This window comes from Azoarcus sp. TTM-91 (assembly GCF_012911025.1).
Taxonomy (GTDB): Bacteria; Pseudomonadota; Gammaproteobacteria; order Burkholderiales; family Rhodocyclaceae; genus Azoarcus.
The window spans coordinates 1-25,497 of record NZ_WUEI01000043.1; the positions used below are offsets into that span (position 1 = coordinate 1).

Annotated in this window: 24 protein-coding genes; 18 read left to right on the top strand and 6 right to left on the bottom strand. The window is 70.2% G+C overall.

Annotated elements, in window-relative coordinates; translation table 11 throughout:
- Nucleotides 1-535: 535 nt before the first annotated feature.
- Nucleotides 536-1,543, bottom strand: coding sequence for a LysR family transcriptional regulator (locus tag GRF61_RS13080; protein WP_211165936.1), 1,008 nt, complete (start codon nt 1,541-1,543; stop codon nt 536-538).
- Between the two features lie 260 nt (nt 1,544-1,803).
- On the opposite strand from GRF61_RS13080, the gene GRF61_RS13085 reads away from it, so the two are divergent.
- The 12 genes from GRF61_RS13085 to GRF61_RS13140 all read left to right on the top strand — a co-directional run bounded on the left by GRF61_RS13085 (nt 1,804) and on the right by GRF61_RS13140 (nt 13,724).
- On the top strand, nt 1,804-2,595 hold the full coding sequence (locus GRF61_RS13085; protein ID WP_169151089.1) for an SDR family NAD(P)-dependent oxidoreductase: 792 nt from the start codon (nt 1,804-1,806) through the stop codon (nt 2,593-2,595).
- On the top strand, nt 2,592-4,091 hold the full coding sequence (locus GRF61_RS13090) for an amidohydrolase family protein (protein WP_169151090.1): 1,500 nt from the start codon (nt 2,592-2,594) through the stop codon (nt 4,089-4,091). The genes GRF61_RS13085 and GRF61_RS13090 overlap by 4 nt, the downstream gene beginning before the upstream one ends.
- A 331-nt stretch (nt 4,092-4,422) precedes the next feature.
- Nucleotides 4,423-6,783, top strand: a complete 2,361-nt coding sequence (locus tag GRF61_RS13095) for a TonB-dependent receptor (RefSeq protein WP_169151091.1) — start codon at nt 4,423-4,425, stop codon at nt 6,781-6,783.
- Nucleotide 6,784: 1 nt separating this feature from the next.
- Nucleotides 6,785-7,387 carry a MotA/TolQ/ExbB proton channel family protein gene (locus GRF61_RS13100; RefSeq protein WP_169151092.1) on the top strand — a complete coding sequence of 201 codons (603 nt, stop codon included), beginning with the start codon at nt 6,785-6,787 and terminating at the stop codon, nt 7,385-7,387.
- A 72-nt stretch (nt 7,388-7,459) separates the two neighbouring features.
- A complete protein-coding gene (locus GRF61_RS13105; RefSeq protein ID WP_169151093.1) occupies nt 7,460-7,867 on the top strand; it encodes a biopolymer transporter ExbD in 408 nt (135 codons plus the stop codon).
- A gap of 2 nt (nt 7,868-7,869) precedes the next feature.
- Nucleotides 7,870-8,559, top strand: coding sequence for an energy transducer TonB (locus GRF61_RS13110; protein ID WP_169151094.1), 690 nt, complete (start codon nt 7,870-7,872; stop codon nt 8,557-8,559).
- Nucleotides 8,556-9,515 carry a DUF1445 domain-containing protein gene (locus GRF61_RS13115; protein ID WP_248281225.1) on the top strand — a complete coding sequence of 320 codons (960 nt, stop codon included), beginning with the start codon at nt 8,556-8,558 and terminating at the stop codon, nt 9,513-9,515. The genes GRF61_RS13110 and GRF61_RS13115 overlap by 4 nt, the downstream gene beginning before the upstream one ends.
- A gap of 3 nt (nt 9,516-9,518) precedes the next feature.
- Entirely contained in the window at nt 9,519-10,385 is an 867-nt protein-coding gene (locus tag GRF61_RS13120; protein WP_169151095.1) for a phytanoyl-CoA dioxygenase family protein, read from the top strand.
- A gap of 1 nt (nt 10,386) precedes the next feature.
- On the top strand, nt 10,387-11,199 hold the full coding sequence (locus GRF61_RS13125) for an SDR family NAD(P)-dependent oxidoreductase (protein ID WP_211165937.1): 813 nt from the start codon (nt 10,387-10,389) through the stop codon (nt 11,197-11,199).
- Between the two features lie 31 nt (nt 11,200-11,230).
- Entirely contained in the window at nt 11,231-12,721 is a 1,491-nt protein-coding gene (gene allB / locus GRF61_RS13130) for an allantoinase AllB (protein WP_169151096.1), read from the top strand.
- Nucleotides 12,712-13,317 (top strand): TIGR00730 family Rossman fold protein, encoded by a 606-nt coding sequence (locus tag GRF61_RS13135; RefSeq protein WP_248281226.1) that lies wholly within the window; start codon nt 12,712-12,714, stop codon nt 13,315-13,317. The genes allB and GRF61_RS13135 overlap by 10 nt, the downstream gene beginning before the upstream one ends.
- Nucleotides 13,314-13,724: a DUF3830 family protein gene (locus GRF61_RS13140; protein WP_169151097.1), complete on the top strand. Its 411-nt coding sequence runs from the start codon at nt 13,314-13,316 to the stop codon at nt 13,722-13,724. The genes GRF61_RS13135 and GRF61_RS13140 overlap by 4 nt, the downstream gene beginning before the upstream one ends.
- 5 nt (nt 13,725-13,729) lie before the next feature.
- Here GRF61_RS13140 and GRF61_RS13145 read toward each other — a convergent pair whose 3' ends face one another.
- From GRF61_RS13145 to GRF61_RS13165, 5 genes are all read right to left on the bottom strand, one after another.
- Entirely contained in the window at nt 13,730-14,065 is a 336-nt protein-coding gene (locus GRF61_RS13145) for a type II toxin-antitoxin system RelE/ParE family toxin (RefSeq protein ID WP_169151098.1), read from the bottom strand.
- A complete protein-coding gene (locus GRF61_RS13150) occupies nt 14,062-14,289 on the bottom strand; it encodes a type II toxin-antitoxin system ParD family antitoxin (protein ID WP_248281227.1) in 228 nt (75 codons plus the stop codon). Before GRF61_RS13150 ends, GRF61_RS13145 begins: the two co-directional genes overlap by 4 nt.
- Nucleotides 14,290-14,473: 184 nt before the next feature.
- A complete protein-coding gene (locus GRF61_RS13155) occupies nt 14,474-16,879 on the bottom strand; it encodes a TonB-dependent siderophore receptor (RefSeq protein ID WP_169151100.1) in 2,406 nt (801 codons plus the stop codon).
- 203 nt (nt 16,880-17,082) lie between these two features.
- Complete coding sequence (locus tag GRF61_RS25050; RefSeq protein WP_211165938.1) at nt 17,083-18,063, bottom strand: FecR family protein; 981 nt, start codon at nt 18,061-18,063, stop codon at nt 17,083-17,085.
- Nucleotides 18,060-18,557 carry a sigma-70 family RNA polymerase sigma factor gene (locus tag GRF61_RS13165; protein WP_348982392.1) on the bottom strand — a complete coding sequence of 166 codons (498 nt, stop codon included), beginning with the start codon at nt 18,555-18,557 and terminating at the stop codon, nt 18,060-18,062. The genes GRF61_RS25050 and GRF61_RS13165 overlap by 4 nt, the downstream gene beginning before the upstream one ends.
- 298 nt (nt 18,558-18,855) lie before the next feature.
- On the opposite strand from GRF61_RS13165, the gene GRF61_RS13170 reads away from it, so the two are divergent.
- The 6 genes from GRF61_RS13170 (at nt 18,856) to GRF61_RS13195 (ending at nt 25,422) form a co-directional block, all read left to right on the top strand.
- Nucleotides 18,856-19,641, top strand: coding sequence for an ABC transporter ATP-binding protein (locus tag GRF61_RS13170; RefSeq protein ID WP_133595031.1), 786 nt, complete (start codon nt 18,856-18,858; stop codon nt 19,639-19,641).
- Nucleotide 19,642: 1 nt separating this feature from the next.
- Nucleotides 19,643-20,428: an ABC transporter permease subunit gene (locus GRF61_RS13175; RefSeq protein WP_169151101.1), complete on the top strand. Its 786-nt coding sequence runs from the start codon at nt 19,643-19,645 to the stop codon at nt 20,426-20,428.
- A gap of 67 nt (nt 20,429-20,495) precedes the next feature.
- The gene (locus tag GRF61_RS13180; RefSeq protein WP_169151102.1) at nt 20,496-21,332 is read left to right on the top strand and encodes an ABC transporter permease subunit; all 837 of its coding nucleotides are present in this window, start codon (nt 20,496-20,498) and stop codon (nt 21,330-21,332) included.
- Between the two features lie 84 nt (nt 21,333-21,416).
- A complete protein-coding gene (locus GRF61_RS13185; RefSeq protein WP_211165939.1) occupies nt 21,417-22,241 on the top strand; it encodes an SDR family NAD(P)-dependent oxidoreductase in 825 nt (274 codons plus the stop codon).
- 90 nt (nt 22,242-22,331) lie between these two features.
- Nucleotides 22,332-23,576, top strand: a complete 1,245-nt coding sequence (metC, locus tag GRF61_RS13190) for a cystathionine beta-lyase (RefSeq protein ID WP_169151103.1) — start codon at nt 22,332-22,334, stop codon at nt 23,574-23,576.
- 340 nt (nt 23,577-23,916) lie between these two features.
- On the top strand, nt 23,917-25,422 hold the full coding sequence (locus tag GRF61_RS13195; RefSeq protein ID WP_211165940.1) for an aldehyde dehydrogenase family protein: 1,506 nt from the start codon (nt 23,917-23,919) through the stop codon (nt 25,420-25,422).
- Nucleotides 25,423-25,497 lie beyond the last annotated feature (75 nt).

Genomic DNA, 25,497 nt, shown 5'->3' on the forward strand with positions numbered 1-25,497 from the left:
GGATGGTGGTGCTCGCAGCGCAGACGGGTAGCCGCCCCTGCGGGGCGCTCCCCACTCTTCGGCCCTCCCGCGCGAGGGGGAAAAGACCGCGCGTGCCCGGCGGGCCTTTCATCCAGGTTGCGCTGACGACTTCGATCCGCGAGGGGAGGGATCGCGCAGTGGGGCGGATTGGGCCCCGCCGGGTCAGATACCCTGCTGCCCGCAGCCACCGCAGCCACCGCAGCCACCGCAGCCACCGCAGCCACCGCAGCCACCGCAGCCACCGCAGCCACCGCAGCCACCGCAGCCACCGCAGCCCTGGAGGCGGGGGGACCTCCGGCTGCGACGTATTTCCGGCGGGGATGCTAGAGGAGCACCCGCGTGGCGGGCGTGGCCTTTTGGGCTACACCGGCGTGCGAAAAAAGCGCTGCGTTTCGCTGCCTGTTGGCCGTTTCAACCGGATGGCATGCTGGCTGCCAGGTGTTTTCCGCCCCGTCGGGGTGCGCTTGCAACATTCCCGCACCAGAGTGGTGTGCCACCTAAGTGGATGGGGCGCTCAGGCGGTACGCAGCAGCGGGACGGGGGCGTCGCCGGCGTCGTCGTCCCCCGCATCGGGCTTGCCGCGGGGGGCTTCGCCGTCGCCGCCGGCCAGCGGCAGGCTGCGCATGTCGTCCAGGCGGCGGGCCAGTTGTTCGGCGAACTTGGCCGCGGCCACCGGCAGGTTGCGGCCACGCAACTGGCCCAGCACCAGTGGGCCGTGGGCGGAATCGACGTTGTCCAGCGGGCGCACCGCCAGCGTGGGGTCGTCGCGCCACAGGCGGGCGCCGATGTCGATCTGGAAGGTCAGCGCGTTGCTGTGGCGCACGAAGTCGGACAGCAGCTCGAAGGAGTTGGCCTCCATCACCGGGTTCACCCGCGCGGTGCCGCGCGACAGCACTTCGTCTATCACCTGGCGGCCGGAGAAGCTGGTGTCCGGCAGGGCGATGTCGTACTGCAGGCATTCGCGCAGCCGCAGCACCGCCTTTTCCGCCAGCGGATGGTCGTGCGCCATCACCGCCACCATGCCCTGGCCGATGGACATCAGCGGCTGCAGCTCGGCGGCGTGCACCGGGCGGAAGACGAGGATGAGGTCGGTCTCGTACTGGGTCATCGCCCGCATCGCGGTGTCATGGTCGGAGACGGTGACCTTGAACTTCACCAGCGGGTGCTGGGCGCGGAAGCGGTTGATTTCTTCCAGCAGCAGGCTGCGCGCGGCGGCCTGGCTGACGTGGATGCGGATCTCGCCGCGGCGCAGGCCGGAAAGCTCCTCGATCTGCGAGCACACCCGCTGCAGCTCGGCGTTCTGGGTGCGCACCCAGCCGATGAAAAGCTCGCCGGCGGCGGTGAGCTGCACGCCGGAGGCATTGCGCTCGAACAGCGGCGTACCGAGGTCGAACTCGATGTCCTGGATGCGCCGCAACAGTGCGGACGGGGTGACGTACAGGCGCTCCGCCGCGTGCCGCACCGATCCCGCCTTGACCACTTCTTCTAGATAGCGCCAGACGCGCATGTTCCTGAAGGCCAATTCATTCTCCTGGGGCTGGGAAACCGCGCGCTGTCCTTGGGGGAACGCGCGCAGTTTCTAAAAGGGCAACGAGGGGATGCGGTTTTGGCACATCCCCGCGCAAGCCAGTCACGTATCGTTTTGTGGCGGTCGGTCTCGAAGCGCGCGGGTCCTTGGGGGGAACGCCGCCTTGCCGGCCTGGACGGTGCACTGCAACTTTGGTGCCATTCGGAGAACGACCGGTGCGCGACAGCGTGCCGGCACCCCACGGAGCGCAGCGGATGGATTTGAAACTCGGCAACAAGGTCGCGGTGATCACCGGCCCGGCCAAGGGCATGGGCGCGGCCATCACCCTGGCCTTCGCCCGCGAGGGCTGCCGCCTGGTACTGGCGGGCCGCGACATGGCGGCGGTGGACGAGGTGGCGGCGCAGGCGCGCGCCCTCGGCGCCCAGGTGCTGCAGGTGCAGTGCGACGTCACCCGCAGCAGCGAGACCGAGGCGCTGGCGGCCGCCGCCATCGAAACCTACGGCCGCATCGACATCCTGGTGAACGTGGCCGGCGGCACCGGCCCGCTGGGGCGCACCGCCTGGACCACCAGCCGGGCCGAGTTCGACCAGATCGTCGAGCTCAACCTCACCGGCTGCTTCAACACCATGCATGCGGTGCTGCCCGGCATGGTGGAGCAGCGCTACGGCAAGATCGTGAACGTCGGCGGCACCTTCGGCATGCGTGGGCGCGCCGGCCGCATGGCCTACTCCACCTCGAAGTGGGGGCTGCGTGGCGCTACCAAGTCGGCGGCGCTGGAGGCCGGCCCCTTCAATGTGAACGTGAACATGGTGGCGCCCGGCATGGTGGATGGCGAGCGCTTCCGCACCAAGGTCATCCCCGAGATGATGAAGCGCGAGGGCCTCAGCGAAGAACAGGCGGTGGCCCGCCATGCCGCCGACTACGCCCTGCGCCGCATCAGCGAGGACGAGGACGTGGCCGCCGCCTGCCTCTTCCTCGCCTCCGACGTGTCGCGCCAGATCACCGGCGTAGACCTGCCGGTGGATGGCGGTTGGGCCATGCTGTGAGCCGCGCCGCCCGGGCCGCGGCCGGCAGCGCGCCGGCCACCGTATTGCGGGTGGCGGCGGTGCTGGCCGACCCCGCCAGCGGCCGCCTCGACGGCCCGGCGGAGATACGGCTGGAGAATGGCCGCATCGCCGCGCTGACGCCGCTGGGTAATGACTTGCCCGAGGACGCATCCGGGGTGCAGCCGCTGATCGCCCTGCCGGCGCCGGCCAACGCCCACGACCACGGCCGCGGCCTGCGCAGCGCCGCCTTCGGCGCCCATGACGAGGCGCTGGAAACCTGGCTGGCCGGCCTTGCCCGCGAGCCGCTGGTCGATCCCTGGCTGCGCGCCGTGGTGGCCTTCGGCCGCATGGTGGAAGGCGGCGCCGGCATCGCCAACCACTGCCACAACACCCAGCGCGGCGACCGCCTGCTGCAGGAGGCGCAGGGCGTGGCCAAGGCCGCCGCCGACGTCGGCCTGCGCATCGCCTTCGCCCTGCCTTTCGCCGGCCGCAACGCGGTGGTGTATGGCGAACTGGACCACCTGCTGCGGCGCGTGCCGCCCCGCGACCACGAGGCCCTGCGCGCCATGCGCGCCGGCGGCCGCAGCCTGGCGGAGAACCTGGCGCTGATGGAGCAGGCCGCCGCCTTCGAGCACGAGGGCTTCCAGCTCCAGTACTGCCCGGTGGGGCCGCAGTGGGTGGACGACGCCACCTTGGCTGCCATCGCCCGCGGCTCCGCCGACAGCGGCCGCCGGGTGCACATGCACCTGCTGGAAACCCGTTACCAGCGCGAGTGGGCGGACGCCCACTATGCGGACGGGCTGATCGCCCACCTGGACGCCATCGGCCTGCTCAGCCCGCGCCTCACCGTCGCCCACGCGGTGTGGCTGACGCCGGCCGAGTGCGAGCTGCTGGCCGAGCGCGGCGTCATCGTCGCCGCCAATGCGTCTTCCAACCTGCGGCTGCGTTCCGGCGTTGCCCCGGTGCACGCCTTTCGCGCCAGCGGCCTGCGCTTCGGCATCGGCATGGACGGCATGAGCCTGGACGACGACGACGACCTGCTGCGCGAGATGCGCCTGCTGCGCCAGCTCAACCGCGGCAGCGCCAGCGAACCGGATTTCGACGCCGGCACGCTGTTCGCCGCCGCCTGCGTCGATGGCCGCCGCAGCGTGCTCGGCGACGATGGCGGCGGCCGCATCGCCGCCGGCGCGCCGGCCGACCTGCTGCTGCTGGATAGCCGCCGCTTCAGCCGCGACAGCCTCGCCCCCGGCCGCGACCAGTGGCTGGCGCTGATGCTGACGCGCATGCGCGCCGAAGACATCGCCGCCCTCTACATCGGCGGCCGCGCGGTGGCGGTCGGCGGCCGCGCCTGCGGGGTGGACCTGCCGGCGCTGGAGGCCGAACTCACCGCGCTGGCGCGCGCCGCACGCGCGCTGGCACCGCCGGACGAAGGCCGCATCGGCCGCCTGCGGGCCGGCGTGGAGGACTACTACAAGGCGGGCTGCCATGGCCACTGACTGAGGCCGGCCCGCGCCTGGCGCCGCGCTGGCGGAGAACGTCCGCCAGGCGCTTTCCGAATGATGCCGAACGCATCGCCGCCCGCCTTCCGCAAGGGAAGCGCGGGCTGCCGGCGCTCGCCTTTCCCCGGGCTGGAGTGGTGCTGCTATTCCTTGTTTGCAAAGCGTTTTCGCGTAGACCTTTCGGTCATGCCGCAGCGCAAAAAGAGCACCCGTGCGCGCACCCCATCGCCGCTAATCTGCCCTTCGACGGACGACCGGCCAGCCCTTCCCGAAGCCGGTGCCGCACCCCCGACCCCCGTTCATTGCCATCTTGCTCATGGAGTCCAGGATGAAGAATCGAGTGCTAATCAGCTGTCTGCTTGCCGGCGCGGTGCTGCCCACCGCCGCCCTGGCGCAGACCACCGACATCGGCCGCGTCGGTGCCACCGGAGGCGCCAGCGGCGGCACCGCCGATGATCTCGACGCCCCCACCGCCACCGGCGTCACCCGCAAGGAGGTGGCCGGCGGCCTGATGGTGGAAGAAGACGTGCCCAAGGCCAAGAGCTCCGTCACCCGCGACTTCATCCAGAAGCAGCAGCCGTCGGCCGACGTGTTCCAGATCATGAAGCTCTCGCCCGGCGCCAACGCCGCCGCCGGCGACGCCTACGGCCTCAACCAGGGCCTGATCTCGGTGCGCGGCCTGGAAGGCGGCCAGATGGGCTTCAACTTCGAAGGCATGCCGCTCAACGTCGCCTCCAACTGGTCGGTGTTCCCCGGCCAGTGGATAGACACCGAGAACACCGACGTGGTGACGCTGAACCAGGGCACCGCCGACCTCGCCTCGCCCAACGTCACCGCCACCGGCGGCGTGGTCGATCTCTTCCTGCACAACCCGGAGAAGGAACGCGGCGGCCTGGTGGATTTCTCCGTCGGCACCAACAACTTCAAGCGCGGCTTCTTCCGCTACGAGACCGGCGAAATGGGCGACAGCGGCATGCGCGCCTTCTTCTCCTACTCGCACGCCGAGGCCGACCACTTCCGCGGCCCCGGCCGTGACCAGAAGGACCACTTCGCCGCCGCGCTGGTGAAGGACTGGGGTGGTGGCAGCAAGACCAAGCTCGCCATGACCTACACCAAGATGCTGCGGGACGTGTACAAGAACCCGACGCTGACGCAGTGGAAGGCCGATGGTCTAGAAGGCGACCAGACCAACTACCTGGACCATTACGACACCAGCACTACCGGCACCCGCACCAGCTATTACAAGCAGATGCGCAACCCGTGGGAGAACCTGCTGATCTCCGCGCCCAGCGAGTTCGTGCTGTCGGATGATTTCCGCCTCAGCGTCACCCCCTACTTCTTCTACGGTTACGGCGCCTCCGGCGCGGCCACGGTGTTCGCCAACGAGGGCTCGGTGGCCTACGGCAACCAGAGCCAGGCGGTGGACCTCAACGGCAACGGCACCACCACCGATACCAGCGTGCTGGTGTATGCGCCCATCTTCGAGGACAACAAGCGCTACGGCATCACGGTGAAGGGCGACTACACCTGGAACAACCACCAGCTGGTCGCCGGCATCTGGTACCAGTACTCCCGCGACGAGCTGTACCGCCCCTACAGCACCATGGACGCCGACGGCACGCCCAGCGACTACAAGGGCGAGTCCCACTACGTGCGCACCGCCGACGGCCACAAGATCTACCAGTGGTACCAGGACACCCGCGACCGCTTCAAGGCGCTGTTCGTCGGCGACACCATCAGCTTCCTCGACGACCGCCTGAAGCTGGACGTCGGCGTGAAGCGCCTGCTGGTGACCCGCGAGGGCGTGAACAAGGTGCCGAACGACGTCGGCGACACCGAAGCCAACCGGGATGCCACCCTGCCCACCCTGGCGGTGCGCTACCAGTTCGGCGACGGCCACCAGGTCTATGCCAGTGCCGGCAAGGGCTACCGCGTGCTCGCCGCAGGGGCCTTGTATCCGCGTTACAACGCCAGCTCCGGTGCGCTGGCCACCCGCGCCAACCCGGACCAGCCCTCCGAGGAATCCACCGCCTTCGAGGTCGGCTACCGCTACCACGGCTCGCTGCTCAACCTCTCCACCTCGCTGTTCAACTACCAGTTCAAGAACCGCCAGATCTCCGCCTCGGTGTGCGATCCGGCCTGCCTGTCGCAGCCCATCAACGGCGGCAAGCAGCGCGCCACCGGCATCGACTTCGAGATGGGCCTGAAGCCCTGGAACAACCTGCGGCCCTACTTCTCCGCCGAGTACATGGACACCGAGATCCTCAGCGACCTGGAGACCGGCGGGAACGTGCTGCCGACCAAGGGCAAGAACGCGGTGCGCAGCCCGAAATGGCAAGCGGCGGCGGCGGTGGATTACGACACTGGCGTGGAGTTCGCCAACCTGGCGGTGAAGTACGTCGGCTCCCAGTACGCCACCTTCATGAACGACCAGAAGATTCCCAGCTACACCACGGTGGATGCCACCCTGGGCTACCGCTTCCACAGCGCCGGTTTCCTGAAGCGGCCGGAAGTGCGCCTGAACCTGCTCAACCTGTTCGACAAGCGCTACCTCTCCGGCGTGTATAGCCCCACCTTCAACGCCAATGCCACCACCAGCGTCGGCGGCGCCACCGTGGGCGGCACCGCGCCCAGCTACCTGGTGGGCAACAGCTTCACCGCCGTCCTCACCTTCGCCACGGGGTTCTGAGATGAGTTTCGCAATCGACCAGGATCTGCTGCACGCCATCACCATAGACCTGCTCTACGTGTGCGTGGCCATCCTCACCTTCGTCATCATCGAGCGCCTGTTCTACTACGGCTACCTCGGCAGCAGCCGGCGCAAGATCGCCCGCGCCATCGAGGCGGCGGTGGCGAAGGATGCCTCCCGCCCGCTGCCGGAGCTGCCCGCCGGCAAGGACGTGCTGACGCGCTCGATGGAGGAATACGTCGCCGCCCAGCGCGGCGGCGAGGTGCCGCGCAGCCGCATCGAGGATCTGTCGGCGGCGCTCTTCCTGCGGGTGGATGGCGGCATCAACCGCGGCCTGTGGATCCTGGACACCATCGTCACCGCCGCGCCGCTGCTGGGCCTGCTCGGCACCATCCTCGGCATCATGGACACCTTCAACGCGCTCGCCGCCGGCGGGGTGTCCGATCCGGGCGCGGTCAGCCGCGGCATCGGCTCGGCGCTGTTCGCCACCGCCATCGGCATCGGCACCGCGGTGTATGGCCTCATCGGCCACAACATCCTGCACCGCATCGGCGAATGCATCACCGAGGACTTCAAGGGCTTCCTGCTCGAGACCACGGCATGACGGGCGCGTGACCGGCGGCGGGCTGCCGACGCCGCCGGTCACGTTCCGCGCAACACGGAACGGGATACCAGCATGAGAGTCTTCCCCCAACGCAAGCAGCGTCAGGCGCGCATCGAGATCATCCCGATGATCGACGTGATGATGTTCCTGCTCGCCTTCTTCGTCCTCATCAGCACCAACGTGCTGCCGGCCCTGGGCCTCAAGGTCGATCTGCCGCAGTCGGCGCAGACCGAGCGCATCAAGGAGCCCAAGCGCCTCACCCTCACCATCGACGCCGAGGGCCACTACTACCTGGAAGGCGAGGCCATCGAGGCCAGCGCGCTGGTCGGCAGGCTGCGCGCGATGGCGGCCAGCGACGACAAGCCGGCGGTGATCATCGCCGGCGACGGCGGCGCCAACCTGCAGAAGCTGGTGGACGCGCTCGACCTGCTCAAGGAAGCCGGCATTCCGGCGGCATCCATCATCGCCAAGGCCAGGTGAGCATGGCGCGCGACCCGATAGAACGCTACTTCAACGGCGCAGCACTGCTGCTCACCGGCGCCGTCGCCGCGGTGCTGCTGGCGCTGCCGCCGGTGACGCGCGCGGTGACACCGCCGCCGCCGGAAGAGGTGAGCATCAGCGTGGCGCTGGAAGAACCGCCGCCGCCGGCACCCGAACCTCCGCCTCCACCGCCGCCCAAGCCGCCGGAGCCGAAACCGCTGCCGCCCAAGCCGACACCGAAACCGCCGCCGCCCAAGGCGCCGCCGCCCGCGCTGCCGGAGCCTGCGATTCCGCTGCCGCCACAACCGGCGCCGCCGCCTCCGCCACCGCAGCCGGTGCAGCCACCGCCGCAGCCGCAGGCCGCGCCGCAGCCGCCCCGGCCCAGCACCGCCAGCCTGGAGGCCGGCTACGTTGCCCGCCTGCGCGGCTACATCCGCGGCATCACCGAGTACCCGACCTCCGGCGAGGCCCGCCGGCAGCGGCCGGAAGGCGCGGTGGTGGTGCGCTTCACGCTGGACCGCGGCGGCAAGCTGGTCGACGCCGAAGTGGAGAAGGGCTCCAGCTCGCGCATCCTGGACAAGCAGGCGCTCGCCATCGTGCGCGGCGGCAGCTACCCGGCGATGCCGGCGGAGCTGTGGGCGGGCGAGGGTAAGCATGAATTCACCGTCACCGTGGAGTTCGTGCTGCCATGATCCCCGGCGATTCCTTCATGCGCGGGCCGCTGCCGCCCGCCGCCGGCATGGACGACCCGGCGGCGCTGCGCCGCGCCATCCGCAAGGGCGAGTTCCGCGGCTTCACCAACCTGGTGGCACGCAACCATGTGCAGGCCAACCTGATGATCCTGCCGGCCGAACATGCGGACGCCTTCGAGGCCTACTGCCGGCGCAACGCCGCCGCGCTGCCGCTGCTGGCGCGCAGCCGGCCGGGCGAAGTCGGCATGCCGCAGCTGGCGGCCGACCTCGACCTGCGCCGCGACGTCGGCGGCTACATGGTGTTCCGCGACGGCAAGCTGGTGGCCACGCCGGCCGACATTCGCGAACTGTGGCGCGACGATTTCGTCGCCTTCGCCATCGGCTGCTCCTTCTCCTTCGAGCGCGTGCTGCAGGTGGAGGGCGTGCGCCTGCGCCACCTGGACGAAGGCAATGTGTCGGCGATGTATGTGACCGACATCGAAACGGTGCCAGCGGGCCGCTTCGGCGGCCCGCTGGTGGTGTCCATGCGGGCGCTCACCGCCGCCGACGCCATCCGCGCCACCATCGTCTCCGCACGCCACCCGCAGTTCCACGGCGCGCCCATCCACCTCGGCATGCCGGCGGCCATCGGCATAAGCGACCTCGCCCGGCCCTACGGCGGCCACGGCCTCACCTCGCTGCGGGCGGACGAGCTGCCGGTGTTCTGGCCCTGCGGCGCCACCGCCCAGCTCGCCGCGCTGCGGGCGGCGCTGCCGCTGTGCATCACCCATTACAAGGCGCACATGCTGGTCACCGACCTGCCCATCGCCGACGTCGTCGGCGCGCCGGCGGGCTGGGGGCCGGGCCATGCGCCGGCGCTTTCCCTTCCCACCCCCGTACATCCCACCGCACACCCCGACGAAGAACCGGCGGCCGCGCCAGCCACGGCGCAGCGCCCCGGCGGGCAACAGGAGTAATCCATGGACATGAACAGTTTGCTGCAGCACTACCAACGGGACGGCTATGTGGTCGTGCCCAACCTGCTCAGCGCCGGGGAGCTGCAGACCCTGCGCGCCATCACCGACGAGGTGAGCGCCGGCGCCATCGGCAAGACCGAGGATGACGCCGTCTTCGACTTCGAGGACGGCTCCACGCCGGAAGCGCCGCAGATCCAGCGCATCAAGAAGCCGCACCGGGTGCATCCCTACTTCTTCGACCTCGCCCGCCATCCCGGCATCCTCGGCTTCATCCAGGCGGTGTGCGGGCAGGGCGTGCGCCTGTCCCACTCCAAGATGAACATGAAGGCGGCGCGCGTCGGCTCGCCGCTGGAGTGGCACCAGGACTGGGCCTTCGCCCCGCACACCAATATGTCCACCTGCGTGGCCTCGGTGCTGCTGGACGACGTGAGCCTGGAGAACGGCGCCATGCAGGTGCTGCCGGGCAGCCACCTCGGCCCGCTGCTGGAGCACCACAACGAGCGCAACAACTTCGTCGGCGCGGTGGACGTGGTGCGCGACGGCCTCGACCTGACGCAGGCGCAGGCCCTCACCGGCCCGGCGGGCACGGTGTCCTTCCACCATCCGATGACCATCCACGGCTCTGGCGCCAACCGCTCCGGCCAGCCGCGCCGCATCCTGTTCCTGGAATACGCCGCCTCGGATGCCTTCCCGCTGTTCTATCAAGTGGACTGGGCGGAATACAACAGCCGCATCGTCGCCGGGCCGGAGACCAGCGCCGCGCGCTGCGAACCCAACCCCATCAAGCTGCCCTTCCCGGCCGAGGCCGGCATCTCGATCTACAAGAGCCAGGCGCAGGTCAGTTCCCGTTACTTCGAAAAGGTGGCCTGAAATGGATGACATCGTATTCGGCGGCATGAACGGCGGCGGCCAGATCGCCCTGGTGACCGGCGCCAGCAGCGGCACCGGCGCCGACCTGGCGCTGGCGCTGGCGGTGGATGGCTACCACGTCGCCCTGCTCGGGCGCCGCGCCGAGGCGCTGAAGGAGGTGGCCGAGCGGGTGAAGCAGCTCGGCAGCGCCGCCTGCACCCTGGTGTGCGACCTGCAGGACGAGGAAGCGGTGGCCGCCAGCATGAAGACCTTCCTGAAGTGGTCCGGCGACCGTGTCGACCTGCTGGTGAACGTGGCCGGCATTCCCGGCCCGGTGGGCGTGCCGGTGGGCGAGCTGGCAGTGAACGACTTCGACGCGGTGATGGCGACCAATCTGCGCGGCCCCTTCCTCACCATGAGCCACCTGCTGCCGGTGATGTGCAAGCTGGGCCGTGGCCGCGTCATCAACATCGGCGGCAACCACGGCATGCGCGGCCGCGCCGGCCGCTCCAGTTACTCCGCCTCCAAGTGGGCGCTGCGCGGCCTCACCCGCAGCGCGGCGCTGGAAGTGGGGCGCTACGGCGTCACCGTGAACTACATCGCCCCCGGCCCGATCGCGGTGGACCGCATGCGCGCCGGCTGGGAAAAGCGCGCCGAGGACGAAGGCGTGGACGTGCAGACCTCCATCGACCGCTACATCACCGAGATGGGCGCGGTGCTGCGCCGCCCCAGCGAAACCGCGGACGTGGTGGAGATGGTGCGCTTCCTCGCCGGCGATGGCGGCCGCAACATCACCGGCCAGGAGCTGGTGGTCGATGGCGGGGTGATCGTATGACGGCGGCCGTAAACGTTCGGGAGGCGCGCGCATGGCAACGGTAGATCTCGTCATCCGCGGCGGCCTTGTCGTGTCGCCGGAGCGCGTGGTGGCGGCCTCGGTGGCGATAGACGGCGGCCAGATCGTCGCCGTCGGCCATGACGACCTGATGCCCGCCGGCCGCGAGGAATTCCGCGCCGACGGCCTGCACTTGCTGCCCGGCGCCATCGACAGCCACGTCCATTTCCGCGACCCCGGCTATCCGCACAAGGAAACCTGGAAAACCGGCTCGGCCGCGGCGGCCTGCGGCGGCGTCACCACCGTGTTCGACATGCCCAACACCAAGCCGGCCACCGGCACGGTGGAAGCGCTGCGGATGAAGCTGAAGGCGGCGGAATCCTCCTACGTGGATTTCGGCATCCATGCGCTGCTGGGTGACGACACCGTGGAGCGGCTGGAAGAACTCATCGAGCACGGCGCCACCAGCTTCAAGGCCTTCGTCGGCAACACCTTCGGCAACCTGCCGGCGCCCACCGACGGCGCCCTGCTGGAGGCCTTCGAAATCCTCGCGCCGCTGGGCTACCGCACCGTGGTGCACGCGGAGAACTCCTCCATCATGGCGCGCCGCGGCCAGCGCATGCAGGAAGCCGGCCGCCACGACGCGCTGGCCCACCTGGCGGCGCGGCCGGAGGTGTGCGAGATCGAAGCGGTGAGCCGCATCATCCACTTCGCCGAATGGACTGGCGCGCGGGTGCACATCGCCCACAAGAGCTCGGCCGACGCCCTGTGGCTGGTGCGCGAGGCCAAGCGCCGCGGCGTGGACATCACGGTGGAAACCTGTCCCCAGTACCTGCTGCTCAACACCGACGACATGCTGCGCCTGGGCGGCGTGCTGCGGCTGAACCCACCCATCCGCGAGCCGCGCCACAACCAGCCGCTGTGGGACGCGCTGCTGGACGGCACGGTGGACATGATCGCCACCGACCACGCCCCGCACGCGCCGGAAGAGAAGACCGGCGCCGACATCTGGAGCTGCGACTGCGGCTTCCCCGGCGTGGAAACGCAGATGACGCTGATGCTCTCCGAAGTGAACAAGGGCCGCGCCAGCCTCATGGACTACGTGCGCTGGAGCGCGGTCGCCCCGGCCAAGGCCTGGGGCCTGTACGGGCGCAAGGGCACCATCGAGGTCGGCGCGGATGCGGATATCGCCCTGGTCGATCTCGGCCGCTGCGGCGTGCTCTCCAACCGCCAGCTGCACACCGTCGCCAAGCTGTCGCCGTGGAACGGCCGGCCGGTGCAGGGCACGCCGGTGCACACCCTGGTGCGCGGCCGCTTCGTCATGCGCGAAGGCAAGCTGGTGGAAGAAGCCGCCGGCTGGGGCCGCTCCATCAAGCCGGTGCAGTGCATGCCGGCGCCGCGGCCGCGCAACACCGACAAGGCCACAAGCGCGATACTCGCCACCCCGCCGGGCGTCCCGGCGGACGCCACCCCGGCGGAGGTCGTCGCGCTCTACGCGCAGCAGAAGGAGGAAGGATGGGGTTGAACAGCATCGCCGTGTTCTGCGGCTCGAACTTCGGCAACTCGCCGGCCTACGCCGAAGCTGCCGCCGCGCTCGGCCGCTGCCTGGCGGCGCGCGGCATCCGCCTGGTCTACGGCGGCACCCACAAGGGCCTGATGGGCGTGCTTGCCGACGCGGTGCTCGCCGCCGGCGGCGAGGCCCACGGCGTCATCACCGAACGCCTCGCCGCCAAGGGCCACCTGCACCCCCAGCTGAGCGCCCACGAGGTAGTGGCCGACATGCGTGTGCGCAAGGCGCGCATGGCCGAGCTGGCGGATGGCTTCATCGCCCTGCCGGGCGGCCTGGGTACGCTGGAAGAACTGTTCGAGGCCGCCACCCTGACCCAGCTCGGCGACCAGGCCAAACCCTGCGCCGGCCTCAACGTCAGCAGCTTCTTCGACCCGCTGCGCGCCCTGCTGCAGCACATGGCCCAGGCCCAGTTCCTGCGCCAGGAGCATTGCGACATGGTGCTGCTGGACGCCGACCCGGACGCGCTGATCGACGCCATGGCGGCGTGGACGCCGCCGGTGGTGGAAAAGTGGTTTGCCCCGCCCGTCGCCACCGCAGGAGCAGGCGCATGAGCCGCATCGCCATCCACGCCGGCGGTTTCGACTTCGTTGCCGAAACCCACCCGGACGCACCGCTCACCGTCGCCGCCTTCGACAAGCTGCTGCCCTACCGCCAGAAGCTCATCCACGTGCGCTGGAGCGGCGAAGGCTGCTGGGTGCCGCTGGGCGACTTCCAGCTCGGCGTCGGCTTCGAGAACCACACCAGCCACCCCTCGGTGGGCGACATCCTGTGGTACCCCGGCGGCTACAGCGAAACCGAGATCATCCTGGCCTACGGCGCCTGCTCCTTCTCCAGCAAGCTGGGGCAGCTGGCGGGCAACCACTTCCTGACCATCGTCGAAGGCAAGGAGAACCTGCGCGCGCTGGGGCTGAAGTGCCTGTGGGAAGGAGCGCAGGAGATCGTGATGGAGCGGTGCTGAGCGGCTCACTCCGCCGTATCGGCGTCTCCCCGCAGCCACGCGGGGAGATCCCGCGCCGCATGCAGCACCCGCCAGACGTCGATGTGGTCGCCATGTTCGATGTAGAACACGATGTGCGGATAGCGCTTCAACGGCCAGCTACGCAGGCCGGGCAGTTCAAGCTCGTGGGCATGTCGGGTTGAACCGGCCGCTGGATGCCGGCCGATATGGGTATAGGCCTGCTCCATTGCGTCGATGAAACCGAGCGCCGCCTGCGCCGCGCCCTCGCTCAGGTAGTAGTCCAGCGCTTCATCGACGTCCTGCCTGGCAAGCGCGCGTGGAACGACCGGCCTGGCTTTCATCCCCCCGTGCCGCGCACGCGGGCACGCAGTGACTCGAAGTAGTCACCATCGACGGCGCTACCCGGTTCCGAGGCCGCCCCTGCCAGCAGCAGGCCGCGCAGCCGCTGTCTGTCCTGATCCTTGCGGATCAGTTCGCGCACATACTCGCTGCTGGTGCCGTAGCCGCGCTGGCTGACCTGCTCGTCGACGAAGGTCTTGAGCGTTTCGGGTAGGGAAATGTTCATTGTGCTCATTTCTTCATCCTAGGCGTCTTGGCAATTTTTGGCAAAACCTGCCCAGTGAGAGGCTTCATCTGGGTGATAAGGCGGGACCTGGCCGAGCCGGAGCTGTGGACGATGAAGAGAGGCCCGCCAGCGCCACCTGGTCCGTGGTGCTGACGGGCCTTTCCCGTGACGGCTTGCTGCTGGCTTACCAGCGATAAGTCGCCGTTGCCACCGCCGAGCGCGAGGCGCCGTAGAAGCAGGCGTAGGAGCAGGTCGCGTAGCGCTCGTCGAACAGGTTGTTGATGTTGAGCGACAGCTGCCATTGCGGGGTGAACTGGTAGCTGAGCATGGCGTCGGCCACGGTGAAATCGGAGGCCTTGTTGGTGTTGGCGCCGTCGTAGCTTTCGCCGTAGTAGCGCAGGCCGCCGCCCAGCTTCAGCGCCGGGGTGAGCTGGTAGTCGGCCCACACCGAGGCGGTGTGCATGGGGACGCTGGCGCTGCGGTTGCCCTTGGTGCCGGAGTCGCTCTTGGTCACCTTGTTGTCGACGTAGCCGTAGGCGGCGATCACGCTGAGCCGTTCGGTGAAATGGGCGCGCAGTTCGACCTCGAAGCCCTGGGATTCGACTTCGCCCTCCTGGATGTACTCGCCCGGGTTGTTGAGGTCGTTGGTGGTGACGTTGGTCTGGGTGAGTTGGTAGGCGGAGGCGGTGACCGACAGGGCCTGGCCGGCCGGCTGGTAGCGCAGGCCGAGTTCGTATTGCTTGCCTTCGGTGGGCTTGAAGGCACGGCCGCCCGCATCCCGGCCGCTGGCGGGCTCGAAGGATTCGGCGTAGCTGAGGTAGGGGGCGAAGCCGTTGTCGAACAGGTAAACCAGGCCGGCGCGGCCGGTGGTGGCGTCGTCGTCGTAGTCGGTGGCGGAGCTGCCGCTGAGGTAGTCCTTGGAGCGGCCGTAGACCTTGTCATGGCGCCCGCCCAGCATCACCACCCAGCGCTCGGCGATCTTCATGTGGTCCTGCGCATAGATGCCGAGCTGGCGGGTGTTCTCGCGGAAGTGGCTCTGGGGCGTGGCGTCCAGGGTGACCGGGCTGCCGTAGACCGGGTTGTAGAGATCGAGCGGCGCGGCGCTGCCACCGTATTGCAGGCGCTTGAATTCCGACTCGGAGTAGTCGATGCCGACGAGCACCGTGTGGGCCACCGCGCCGGTCTGGAAGCGGCCTTCGAGCTGGTTGTCCACCGTCCAGGAGCGGTTCTTGTCGTTGCGGGTGTAGGCGCCGCGGAAGACGCTGCTGTCGGTGGCGGCGAGCGAGTCGAGCCAGATGTCGCGGTAGTCGCTTCTGGAGGTGAAGTAGAGCAGGTTCTGGCGGAAGCTCAGCTGCTCGTTGAAGCGGTGGCTGAAGAGGTAGCCGACGGTGCTGTTCTCGGTCTCGAACTTGTTGAAGCCGGGCTCGCCGACGAAGCGGTCGCGCGGGATGCGGCCGTTGACGTTATGGCTGACGGTGCCGGAGGCCGGCAGGCCATAGTTGTAGACGGTGTCGTTCTCCTGGTAGTTGGCGAACAGGGTGAAGGAGGTGTCGGCGCCGGGCTGCCAGCGCAGCGCGGCGGCGCCGAAGTTGCGGTCGTCGGGGACGTGGTCCACCGAGGTGTCGCTGCGGCGGACCAGGCCGGTGAGGCGGTAGGTGAGGCTGCCGTCCTCGTTCAGCGCGCCGGTGAAGTCGCCGGCGATCTGCTGGCGGTCGTAGTCGCCCAGCTGCAGCTTCAGCTCGCGCTGGGTTTCGGCCTGCGGCAGCTTGCTCACCATGTTGATGATGCCGCCGGGCGCGGCGTTGCCGTACAGCACCGAGGCTGGCCCTTTCAGCAGTTCGATGCGCTCCATGGCGTAGGGCTCGGACACGCCGGAGAAGGTGTTGCGTGAGAGCTTGGTGCCGTTGAGGTACATCGGCGCCGAGCCGGTGACGTTGAAGCCGCGGATCACCATGCCGTCGCTGGTGGTGTTGTCGCCGCCCAGCGGATGCACGCCCGAGGTGTAGCGCAGCGCCTGGGCGAGGGATTCCGCGTTCTGCACCTCGATCTGCTCGGCGGTGACGATGGAGACCGACTGCGGCGTCTCGATCAGCGGGATGTCGGACTTGCTGGCGGTGATGCTGCGGGTGGCGATGTAGCCCTTGACCGGGCCGAGCGCGGTTTCCGTGCCCGCGCCGGCGGACGCGGTGACGGTGACCGGCGCCAGCGTGGTCTCGCGGCCCGGCGGAGGCGGCGCCTTGCGCAGGGTGTAGGTGCCGCCGCCGAGGTCGGCCAGCTCGTAGCCGCTGCCTGAAAGTAGGCGGGCAAAGCCTTCGCCCACGCCGTAGCTGCCCTGCAGGCCGGGGCTGCGCAAGCCGGCGACCAGGGCGGGGTCGAAGGACAGGCGCACGCCGGTTTGCGCGGCGAACTGGGCGAGCACGTCGCCCAGCGGGCCGGCGGCGATCTGGTAGCTGCGGGCGGCGGCGGCCGGTTCGGCGGCCAGGGCTTGCGGCGCCAGCGCGGCGGCGAGTCCGCCCAGCATCAGCCGGAGGGCGAGGGCGAGGGGGCGGCGGGCGAGGGTGCGCTGGCTGGAGGCGGTGCGGTGCGGCATGCGGTGCTTTCCTTTCGAAGGGATGGGCCGGATGAGTCGGGCGCCTTGTTCTGGCGTTTTCATCCGGTACACCGCATGAGCGGGAAAAAAGTGTCAGCGGCTTGCGACCGGGCCTCGAGGTTAGGGGCCTGGAACCCTGGGCGGCGGGCGCTGGCGCGATGCCGGGCGGCGCGAACGCGCGCATGCGGACCGCTCCGCGGCTGTCATCCGCCTTCCGGCGGAGCCTCCAGGCTGATCCAGTAGCGGGTGATTCGGCGGGCCGCTAGCGGGCGGGTCTTGAGCAGTAGTTCCAGGCTGGCCTCGGTGTCCCGCAGCGGGAAGGCGCCGGAGACGCGCAGCTCGGCCACCGCCGGGTCGCAGCGCAGCACGCCGGGGCGGTAGCGGCCGACCTCGGCCACCCAGTCGGCCAGGCGCATGTCGCGGGCGACCAGCATGCCGTCCGCCCACAGGGCGTCGCCGGCGGCCGCCGGGAGGCTGGCGGCGATGGCGTCCTCGCCGAAGCGGGTGCGCTCGCCTGCGGGCACGGTGCGCTCGACACCGGCGCGGGTGTGGATGCGCACTGCGCCTTCGTATACCGCCAGCTCGGTGGCGTGGTCGAACTGGCGTACCGAGAAGCGGGTGCCCAGCGGCTGCAGCCGGCCCTGGGCGGTGAGAACGACGAAGGGTCGCGACCGGGGCTGCTTGTCCGGCGCGGTGGCGATCATCACCTCGCCTTCGATGAGGTGCAGCTGGCGTTCATGTTCGGTGTAGCGGATGTCCACCGCGCTGGCGCTGGCCAGGGTGAGTAGGGTGCCGTCGGCCAGTTGCAGGCTGCGCTGTTCGCCGGTGGCGGTGCGCAGGTCGGCCTGCCAGGCGTTCCACGGCTGATGGCGCCACAGCAGCCAGCCGGCGGGCGCGGCCAGGGCGAGCAGGCCGAGGCTGCGCAGGGCGCTGCGGCGGCCGTGGCGCGGTAGGCCGTCCAGGGTGCGGCGGCCGATCTGCCCCGGCACCTGGCGGAAGCTGCCCAGCACGATTTCCGCCTGCTGCCAGGCGGCGGCGTGCGCCGGGCTCTGGCCGCGCCAGCGTTCGAGTTCGCGGCGCAGCGCCGGGCTGTCTTCGCCGGCGTGCAGGCGCACCAGCCAGTCGGCGGCTTCTTCCAGCAGGGCGTCGCTGATCTCGCTGGCCACGGCTGCGCGGGCACTCACAGGGCTTTCAGGCAGGCGATGAAGCCGCTGCGCATGTGGCGTTTCACCGTGGCCAGGGAGACGTCCATGCGGCTGGCGATCTCGGCGTAGCCCAGGCCGTCGAGCTGGGAGAGCAGGAAGATGTCGCGGGTGCGCGCCGGCATGCTGCGCAGCATGGCCTCGATGCGGTACAGGGCTTCGAGGATGAGCAGGCGGCTCTCCGGCGAGGGCGCTTCCGGTTCCGGCAGGTGGGCGATGGTCTCCAGGTAGGCGCGCTCCACTTCCTGCCGGCGCCAGTGGTCCACCATGATGCCGCGGGCGATGTGGGTGAGCAGCGCCCGCGGCTGGCCGAGGTCCAGCCGCCGCTGGCCGAGCAGGCGCAGGAAGGTGTCCTGGGCGACGTCTGCCGCATGGTGGCGGCAGCCCAGCTTGCGCCTGAGCATGGCGTGCAGCCAGCCATAGTGGCCGCGGTACAGGTCGGCGATGTCGTCGGACGGGGCGCAGGCGTCGGTCACTGCAGGCTCCAGGAGAACCCGCCGCAGCGGCAGGTTTGCCGGCGGCGCAGGTAAAACTTAATCAATAATGGTTCTCATTCTCTAGGCAAGGGCGGCGGTGGTCAATGTCCGCCTTCGCCGGCGGCGCCACCAGGCGGCAGGCAGCGCCACGGCGCCGCCGGGCGCATGGCCGTGGGCGTAGCCAAACCGGCCCCGCCGCGGCGCGGAAATGGCATCTCCCCAGGCGCCGGCCATTGGTTAGTCTTGATCCCGACGAGGCGCGCCCGGCGCGTCCTTCCACGATTTCACGGACGCGACGATGGCCGCCCTGGCAATAGACAACATCAGCAAGACCTTCGACATCGACGGCCGCAGCGTGACCGCGCTCGACTCGGTGAGCCTGGACCTCGCCCCCGGCGAGTTCGGCGCCCTGATCGGCCCCTCCGGCTGCGGCAAGTCCACGCTGCTGCGCATGGTGGCGGACATCGTGTCGCCCACCAGCGGACATATCTCGGTGGCCGGCGAGGCGCCGCGCAAGGCGCGGCTGGCGCACCACATCGGCTTCGTGTTCCAGGACGCGACGCTGCTGCCCTGGCGCACGGTGAGCGAGAACATCCGCCTGCCGCTGGAGGTGGTGGGCGGGCGCCGCGCGGTGGACCCGGCGGCCATCCAGGCGCTGGTGGAACTGGTGGGGCTGGCCGGTTTCGAGCATGCGCGGCCCTCCCAGCTTTCCGGCGGCATGCAGCAGCGCTGCGCCATCGCCCGCGCGCTGGTGACTTCGCCGCAGATGCTGCTGCTGGACGAACCCTTCGGTGCGCTGGACGAGATCATGCGCTTCCGCATGAACCTGGAGCTGTTGCGCATCTGGGCGGAGTCGCGCACCACCGCGCTGATGGTGACCCACTCCATCGAGGAGGCGGTGCTGATGGCCGACCGCATCTTCGTGATGGCGGCGCGGCCGGGCCGCATCGTCGATGAGATCAAGGTGGACCTGCCGCGCCCGCGCCGGCTGTCGCAGATCGGCGAGCCGGACTTCGTCGCCCTGGTGGAGCGGGCGCGCAAGAGCCTGTTCGGCGACATGGTGGAGATGCTGCAGGATGCTTGAGATGCGCAGACCCGGTCGGGGCGCCGGCCTCGCCCTCGCACGCTGGCTGCCGCCGGCGCTGGTGCTGCTGGCGGCGCTGGCCGGCTGGGAGGCGGCGGCGCGGCTGGGCTGGCTGCCGCTGACGGTGGCGCGGCCCAGCGCGGTGCTGCGACTGTTGGCGGCGGAGTACGCCGGCCTGCTGGCCGAACTGGCGCCGACGCTGTTCGCCGCCGCCTGGGGCTATCTGCTGGCCCTGGCGGTGGCGCTGGCGCTGGGCTCGCTGGCCTATCTGTACAAGTCGCTGGAGGGCACCGTGCTGACGGTGGGCGCGGTGTTCAACAGCATTCCCATCATCGCCATCGCGCCGGCGCTCATCATCTGGCTGGGGCTGTCCTTGTCCACCCGGGTGGCGATTACCGCGGTGGTGTGCTTCTTCCCGCTGCTGATCGCCTTCGTGCAGGGCCTCAACACCCGCCGCGCCACCGCCGCCGAGCTGTTCACCGTGCTGGCGGCGACGCCGCTGCAGCGCTTCCGCCTGCTGGCCTTGCCGGGGGCGCTGCCCTACCTGTTCATGGGCATGAAAATCACCGCTCCCTTCGCGCTGCTGGGCGCGCTGGTGGGCGAGTGGACCGGCGCCGAGTCCGGCCTGGGCGTGGTGATGCTGAACGCGATGTTCGGCCTGCAGGTGGATCGCCTGTGGGCGACGGTGCTGCTGGCCTGCGTGGTGTCCACCGCCGCCTACGCCTACGTTTGCCTGCTGGAGCGGCTGGCACTGCCGGCCGACCTGCGCGAAGGGGAGGCGGTATGAAGCGGCTTTTCCACCCATGCGCGCGGCGGGCGGCGTCGGCTGCCGGCCGGCCGGGGAGGGCGGTGCGATGAGCGCGGTGACCTTGAGCAAGCGTGGCAGCCCCGCACTGGGCGCCATCCGCCGCGCCACGCTGGGCCGCGGCCTGCCTGCGCCCTTGCGGGTAACGCTGGCGCGGCTGGTGAATTACCTCGCCTGCCTGGCCTTGGCGCTGCTGCTGTGGCAGGTGCTGGTGAGCGTGTTCCAGGTGCCGGCCTATCTCATGCCCAGCCCGGCGCAGTGCTTCGCCGCGATGGCGCGCGAGGGGGCAATGCTGGCCGGTGCGGTGGGCTGGACGGTGTTCGCCACCCTGCTCGGCATGGCCATCAGCCTCGTGCTGGCGACGCTGCTGGCGGTGGGCTTCATCGCCTGTCCGCTGCTGGACCGGGTGGTGATGCCGCTGATCCTGCTGATGCGCACCGTGCCGATGATCGCGGTGGCGCCCATCCTGGTGCTGGTGTTCGGCCGCGAGCAGGGCAACACCGTCGGCATGGTGGTGCTGCTCACCTTCTTCCAGATCATGCTGGCGGCGAAGAAGGGTTTCCAGGCGCCCGGGCGCAACCTGATGGAGCTGATGCACACCTGCGGCGCCGGCTTCTGGCAGACGCTGCTCAAGGTGCGCCTGCCGTGCGCGCTGCCCTTCCTCTTCACCGGCCTGCGCATCGCCGCCGGCACCGCCATCCTGTGCGCGATGTTCGCCGAATGGCTGTCCGGCGCGCCCGGCCTCGGCTCGCTGATGCTGGACGCCTACGCCCGGCAGGATTTCGCGCTGATGTGGGCGGCGGTGCTGGCCAGCACCAGCGCGGCGTATGTGTTCTTCACCCTCACCATCGCCTTCGAGGTGGCGGTGATCGAGTGGGGGCGCTGAGCGGGATGAACGCGTTCTCGGGCCCATTGCCCTCGCCATCCGCGGCGCAGCTCGGCCTCTGTGGCACGCGGCGGAGCAACTGACATGGAAACAATCGAAATGGCCGCAAGCGAGAAAGCGCCGGCAGAGGCAGGCGCGATGCAGGGCAAGGTCGCCTTCATCACCGGCGCCACCCGCGGCCTGGGCCGCGAACTGGCGCTGATGCTGGCCCAGGCCGGCGCCAACGTGGCGCTGGTCGGCCGCGACCGCGAGGCGGGCGATGCGGTGGCGGCGGAGATCCGCCAACTGGGCCGCGAAGCGCTGGCCCTGGCGGCGGACGTGACCGCCAGCGATGAAATGGACCTGGCCGCCCAGGCCGCACTGGCCTGCTTCGGCAGGGTGGACCTGCTGCTGTGCGTGGCCGGCGTCGGCAGCCCGCGCAAGCCGGTGTGGGAGTGCGATGCCGCCGACTACCACGCCTGCTTCGACATCAACGTGCTCGGCGTGATGCTGGCCCTGCGCGCCGTGCTGCCGGCCATGGTGGCGCGCAAGCAGGGCAGGGTGGTGGTGATAGGCGGTACCTACGGCCACAAGGGCGTGGCCGGCTCGGCGCTGTACGCCGCCTCGAAGTGGGCCCTGCGCGGGCTGGTGAAATCGGTGGCGCGTGAAGTGGGCGAGCACGGCATCACCGCCAACCTGGTCTCGCCCGGCGGCGTCGCCGGCCCGCGGCTGACGCGCTTGTTCCAGCAATCCGCCGACCGCGAAGGCCTGAGCTACGAGGCGGTGCTGGAGCGCTTCACCGCCGGCAGCGCGCTCGGGCGCCTGGTGGAAGGCGAAGACATCGCCCGCGCGGTGCTGCACCTGGCCTCGGACGCCGGCCGCATGTGCACCGGGCAGGACATCGTGGTGGATGCGGGCACGGTGGTGTAGCGGCGCTGCGGCGCAAGCAAGCCGGCCCGAAGGTAGCGCGTATCCGCAAGCCACAGCCCCGGACCAGAACGAACCAAATACAGAGAGAACATGAGCGATACCCCAGCCCCTTCCGCCGCAGCGCTGCCGCCCGGCGGCGATCCCGCGCTTGCCGGCTACGGCATAGACACCGTCGCCCTGCACGCCGGCCGCCACCCGGAGCGCTTCCACGGCGTGGTCAATCCGCCCGTCTACCACGCCTCCACCTTCATCTTCGAAACGGTGGAGCAGCTCATCGACACCCGCCACGAACGTGCCGGCGGCGCCTTCGAGCAATTCACCTATGGCCGCGAAGGCACGCCCACCACCCGCGCGCTGGAGGACGCGGTGAGCACGCTGGAGGGCGGCTACCGCGCGGTGGTCACCTCCTGCGGGCTGGGCGCCATCGCCGCCTCGCTCACCGCCTTCCTGTCGGCGGGCGACCACCTGCTCATCATCGACAGCGTGTATGGCCCGGCGCGCGCCTTCTGCGACGAGTTCCTCAGCCGCTTCGGCGTGGAAGTGACCTACTTCGACCCGCTGATCGGCGCCGGCATCCGCGAACTGTTCCGGCCGAACACCAAGGTGGTCTACCTGGAGTCGCCCTGCTCGCTCACCTTCGAGGTGGTGGACGTGCCGGCCGTTGCCGCCGCCTGCCGGGAGCGCGGCATCACCACCATCATGGACAACACCTGGGCCTCGCCGCTGTGCTTCCGCCCGCTGGATCATGGCGTGGACGTGTCGCTGCATGCCGCCACCAAGTACATCTCCGGCCATTCCGACCTGATGCTGGGTGTGGCGGTGTGCACCGAGGCCGCCTTCATCCCGGTGAAGAAAACCGCCTCCGGCTCCGGCTACTGCGGCGGCCCGGACGACGTCTACATGGCGCTGCGCGGCCTGCGCACCCTGCCCATCCGCATGAAGCGCCACCAGGAAACCGCCACCCAGGTGGCGCGCTGGCTGCAGCAGCGGCCGGAGGTGGCGCGGGTGATGTACCCGGCGCTGTCCGACGACCCCGGCCACGCGCTGTGGAAGCGGGACTTCCACGGCGCCTCCGGCCTCTTCGGTGCGGTGCTGCAGCCCTGCTCGCAGGCGCAGCTGGCCGCCATGCTGGACCACATGGAGCTCTTCCGCATGGGCTATTCCTGGGGCGGCTACGAGAGCCTGGTGGTGCCCACCTGGCCGGCCACGCTGCGCACCGCCACCGAGTGGAAAGACCCCGGCCCGGCGCTGCGGCTGCACGCCGGCCTGGACGACCCGGACGATCTCATCCGCGACCTGGAAAAAGGCTTCGCCCGCCTTGCCGCGGCGGCCTGAACGATCCGGGCGGCGGGGTGCGCGGCCTGCTCCGGGCCGGTTGCTCACGGTTTGCTGGCGCGGATGTCGCCGAGGCTGTGCTGGCGGGTTCCGGTCTGCCGAAGCGGCAGCGAGATGCACAAACGCCCTTGGGGCGGCGCTCTGGGGCGAGGTCGGAGCGCTTGCCCCAGGCGAAATGGGAAGACCCGGCAGTCAACGTCGCCGCCCGCTCGATGACCGGATCGAGCCTTCCCGCCACTTTGCTTCGCCGGTTTCGGCGCTCGCTGGTGCCGAGCGGTGGCGGCCCCACGCCCTTCAGCTTCGCTCTCCGCAGGAACTCCCCTTTCCGCAGGAACCCCCTATGAATGCCCCTGACCCCACCCTCATCGCCGCCATCAAGACCCGCCTCGCCGCCGGCCCGCAGCCCATGCTGATCGGCGGCGAGTGGACCCTGGCCGCATCCGGCCAGACCTTCGACAGCCGCGACCCCGCCACCGGCGAGCTGGTGGCGACCGTCGCCCGCGCCGGCAGCGAAGACATCGACCGCGCGGTCGCCGCTGCCCGCGCCGCCTTCGACGGTCCCTGGGGCCGCATGCGCCCGGCCGAACGCCAGCGCATCCTGCTCAGGCTGGCCGACCTGGTCGAAGCCAACTTCGAGGAACTGTGCATCCTCGACACCCTGGACATGGGCGCGCCCATCCGCCACACCCGCGGCGCCAAGGACTGGCTGCTCGGCCTGCTGCGCTACTACGCCGGCATGGCCACCGCGCTCTACGGCCAGACGGTGACGCCCTCCACCGCCAGCGATCTCTTCGCCTGCACCGTGCGCGAGCCAGTGGGCGTGGTCGGCGCCATCGTGCCCTGGAACGGCCCGCTCATCGCCTCCATCTGGAAAGCCGGCCCGGTGCTCGCCACCGGCTGCACCCTGGTGCTCAAGCCCTCGGAAGAAGCACCGCTGTCGCCGCTGCGCTTCGCCGAACTGGCGCTGGAGGCCGGCCTGCCGCCGGGCGTGCTCAACGTCGTGCCCGGCTACGGCCACGATGCCGGCGCCGCGCTGGCCGCCCACCCCGGCGTGGACAAGATCGCTTTCACCGGCTCGGTGCCCACCGCCCAGGCCATCATGCGGGCCGCCGCCGGCAACCTGAAGCGGCTGTCGCTGGAACTGGGCGGCAAGTCGCCCAACATCGTCTTCGCCGATGCCGACCTGGAAGCCGCGGTACCGGCCGCCACCTGGGCCGCCTTCGCCAACGCCGGCCAGGTCTGCAGCGCCGGCACCCGGCTGTTCGTCGAGCGCGCGGTGCATGACGACTTCGTCGCCGGGGTCGCGCGCTACGCCGCCGGCCTCAAGGTCGGCCCCGGCCTGGACCCCGCCACCGAAATCGGCCCGCTGGTGTCGCCCCGCCAACTGGAGCGGGTGCGCGGCTACGTCGCCGCCGGCCAGGAAGAAGGCGCCCGCCTGCTCGCCGGTGGCGACCGCCCGGCCGGCGCCGCCCTGGCCGCCGGCAATTACCTCGCGCCCACCGTGTTCGGCGGCGTCGCCGACCACATGCGGATCGCCCGCGAGGAAATCTTCGGTCCGGTGCTCGCCGCCATGCCCTTCGACAGCGCCGAGGAAGTCCTCGCCCGCGCCAACGCCTCGCCCTACGGCCTCGGCGCCGGCGTATGGACCCGCGACGTCGGCCGCGCCCACGCCTTCGCCCGCCGCCTGCAGTCCGGCTCGGTGTGGATCAACTGCTACAACGTCCTCGACCCCGCGCTGCCCTTCGGCGGCTACAAGATGAGCGGCTTCGGCCATGAATCCGGCACGCAGCAACTGGAGGAATACATGCAGGTGAAGGGAGTGTGGATCGCGGGGGAGATGCGCTGATTGCGCCTGGCGGGCAGGCGCGGTGCATGGGGCAGGCCAGGTCAGATTGAATCAGGCTGTCGGCGCTAGAGGACC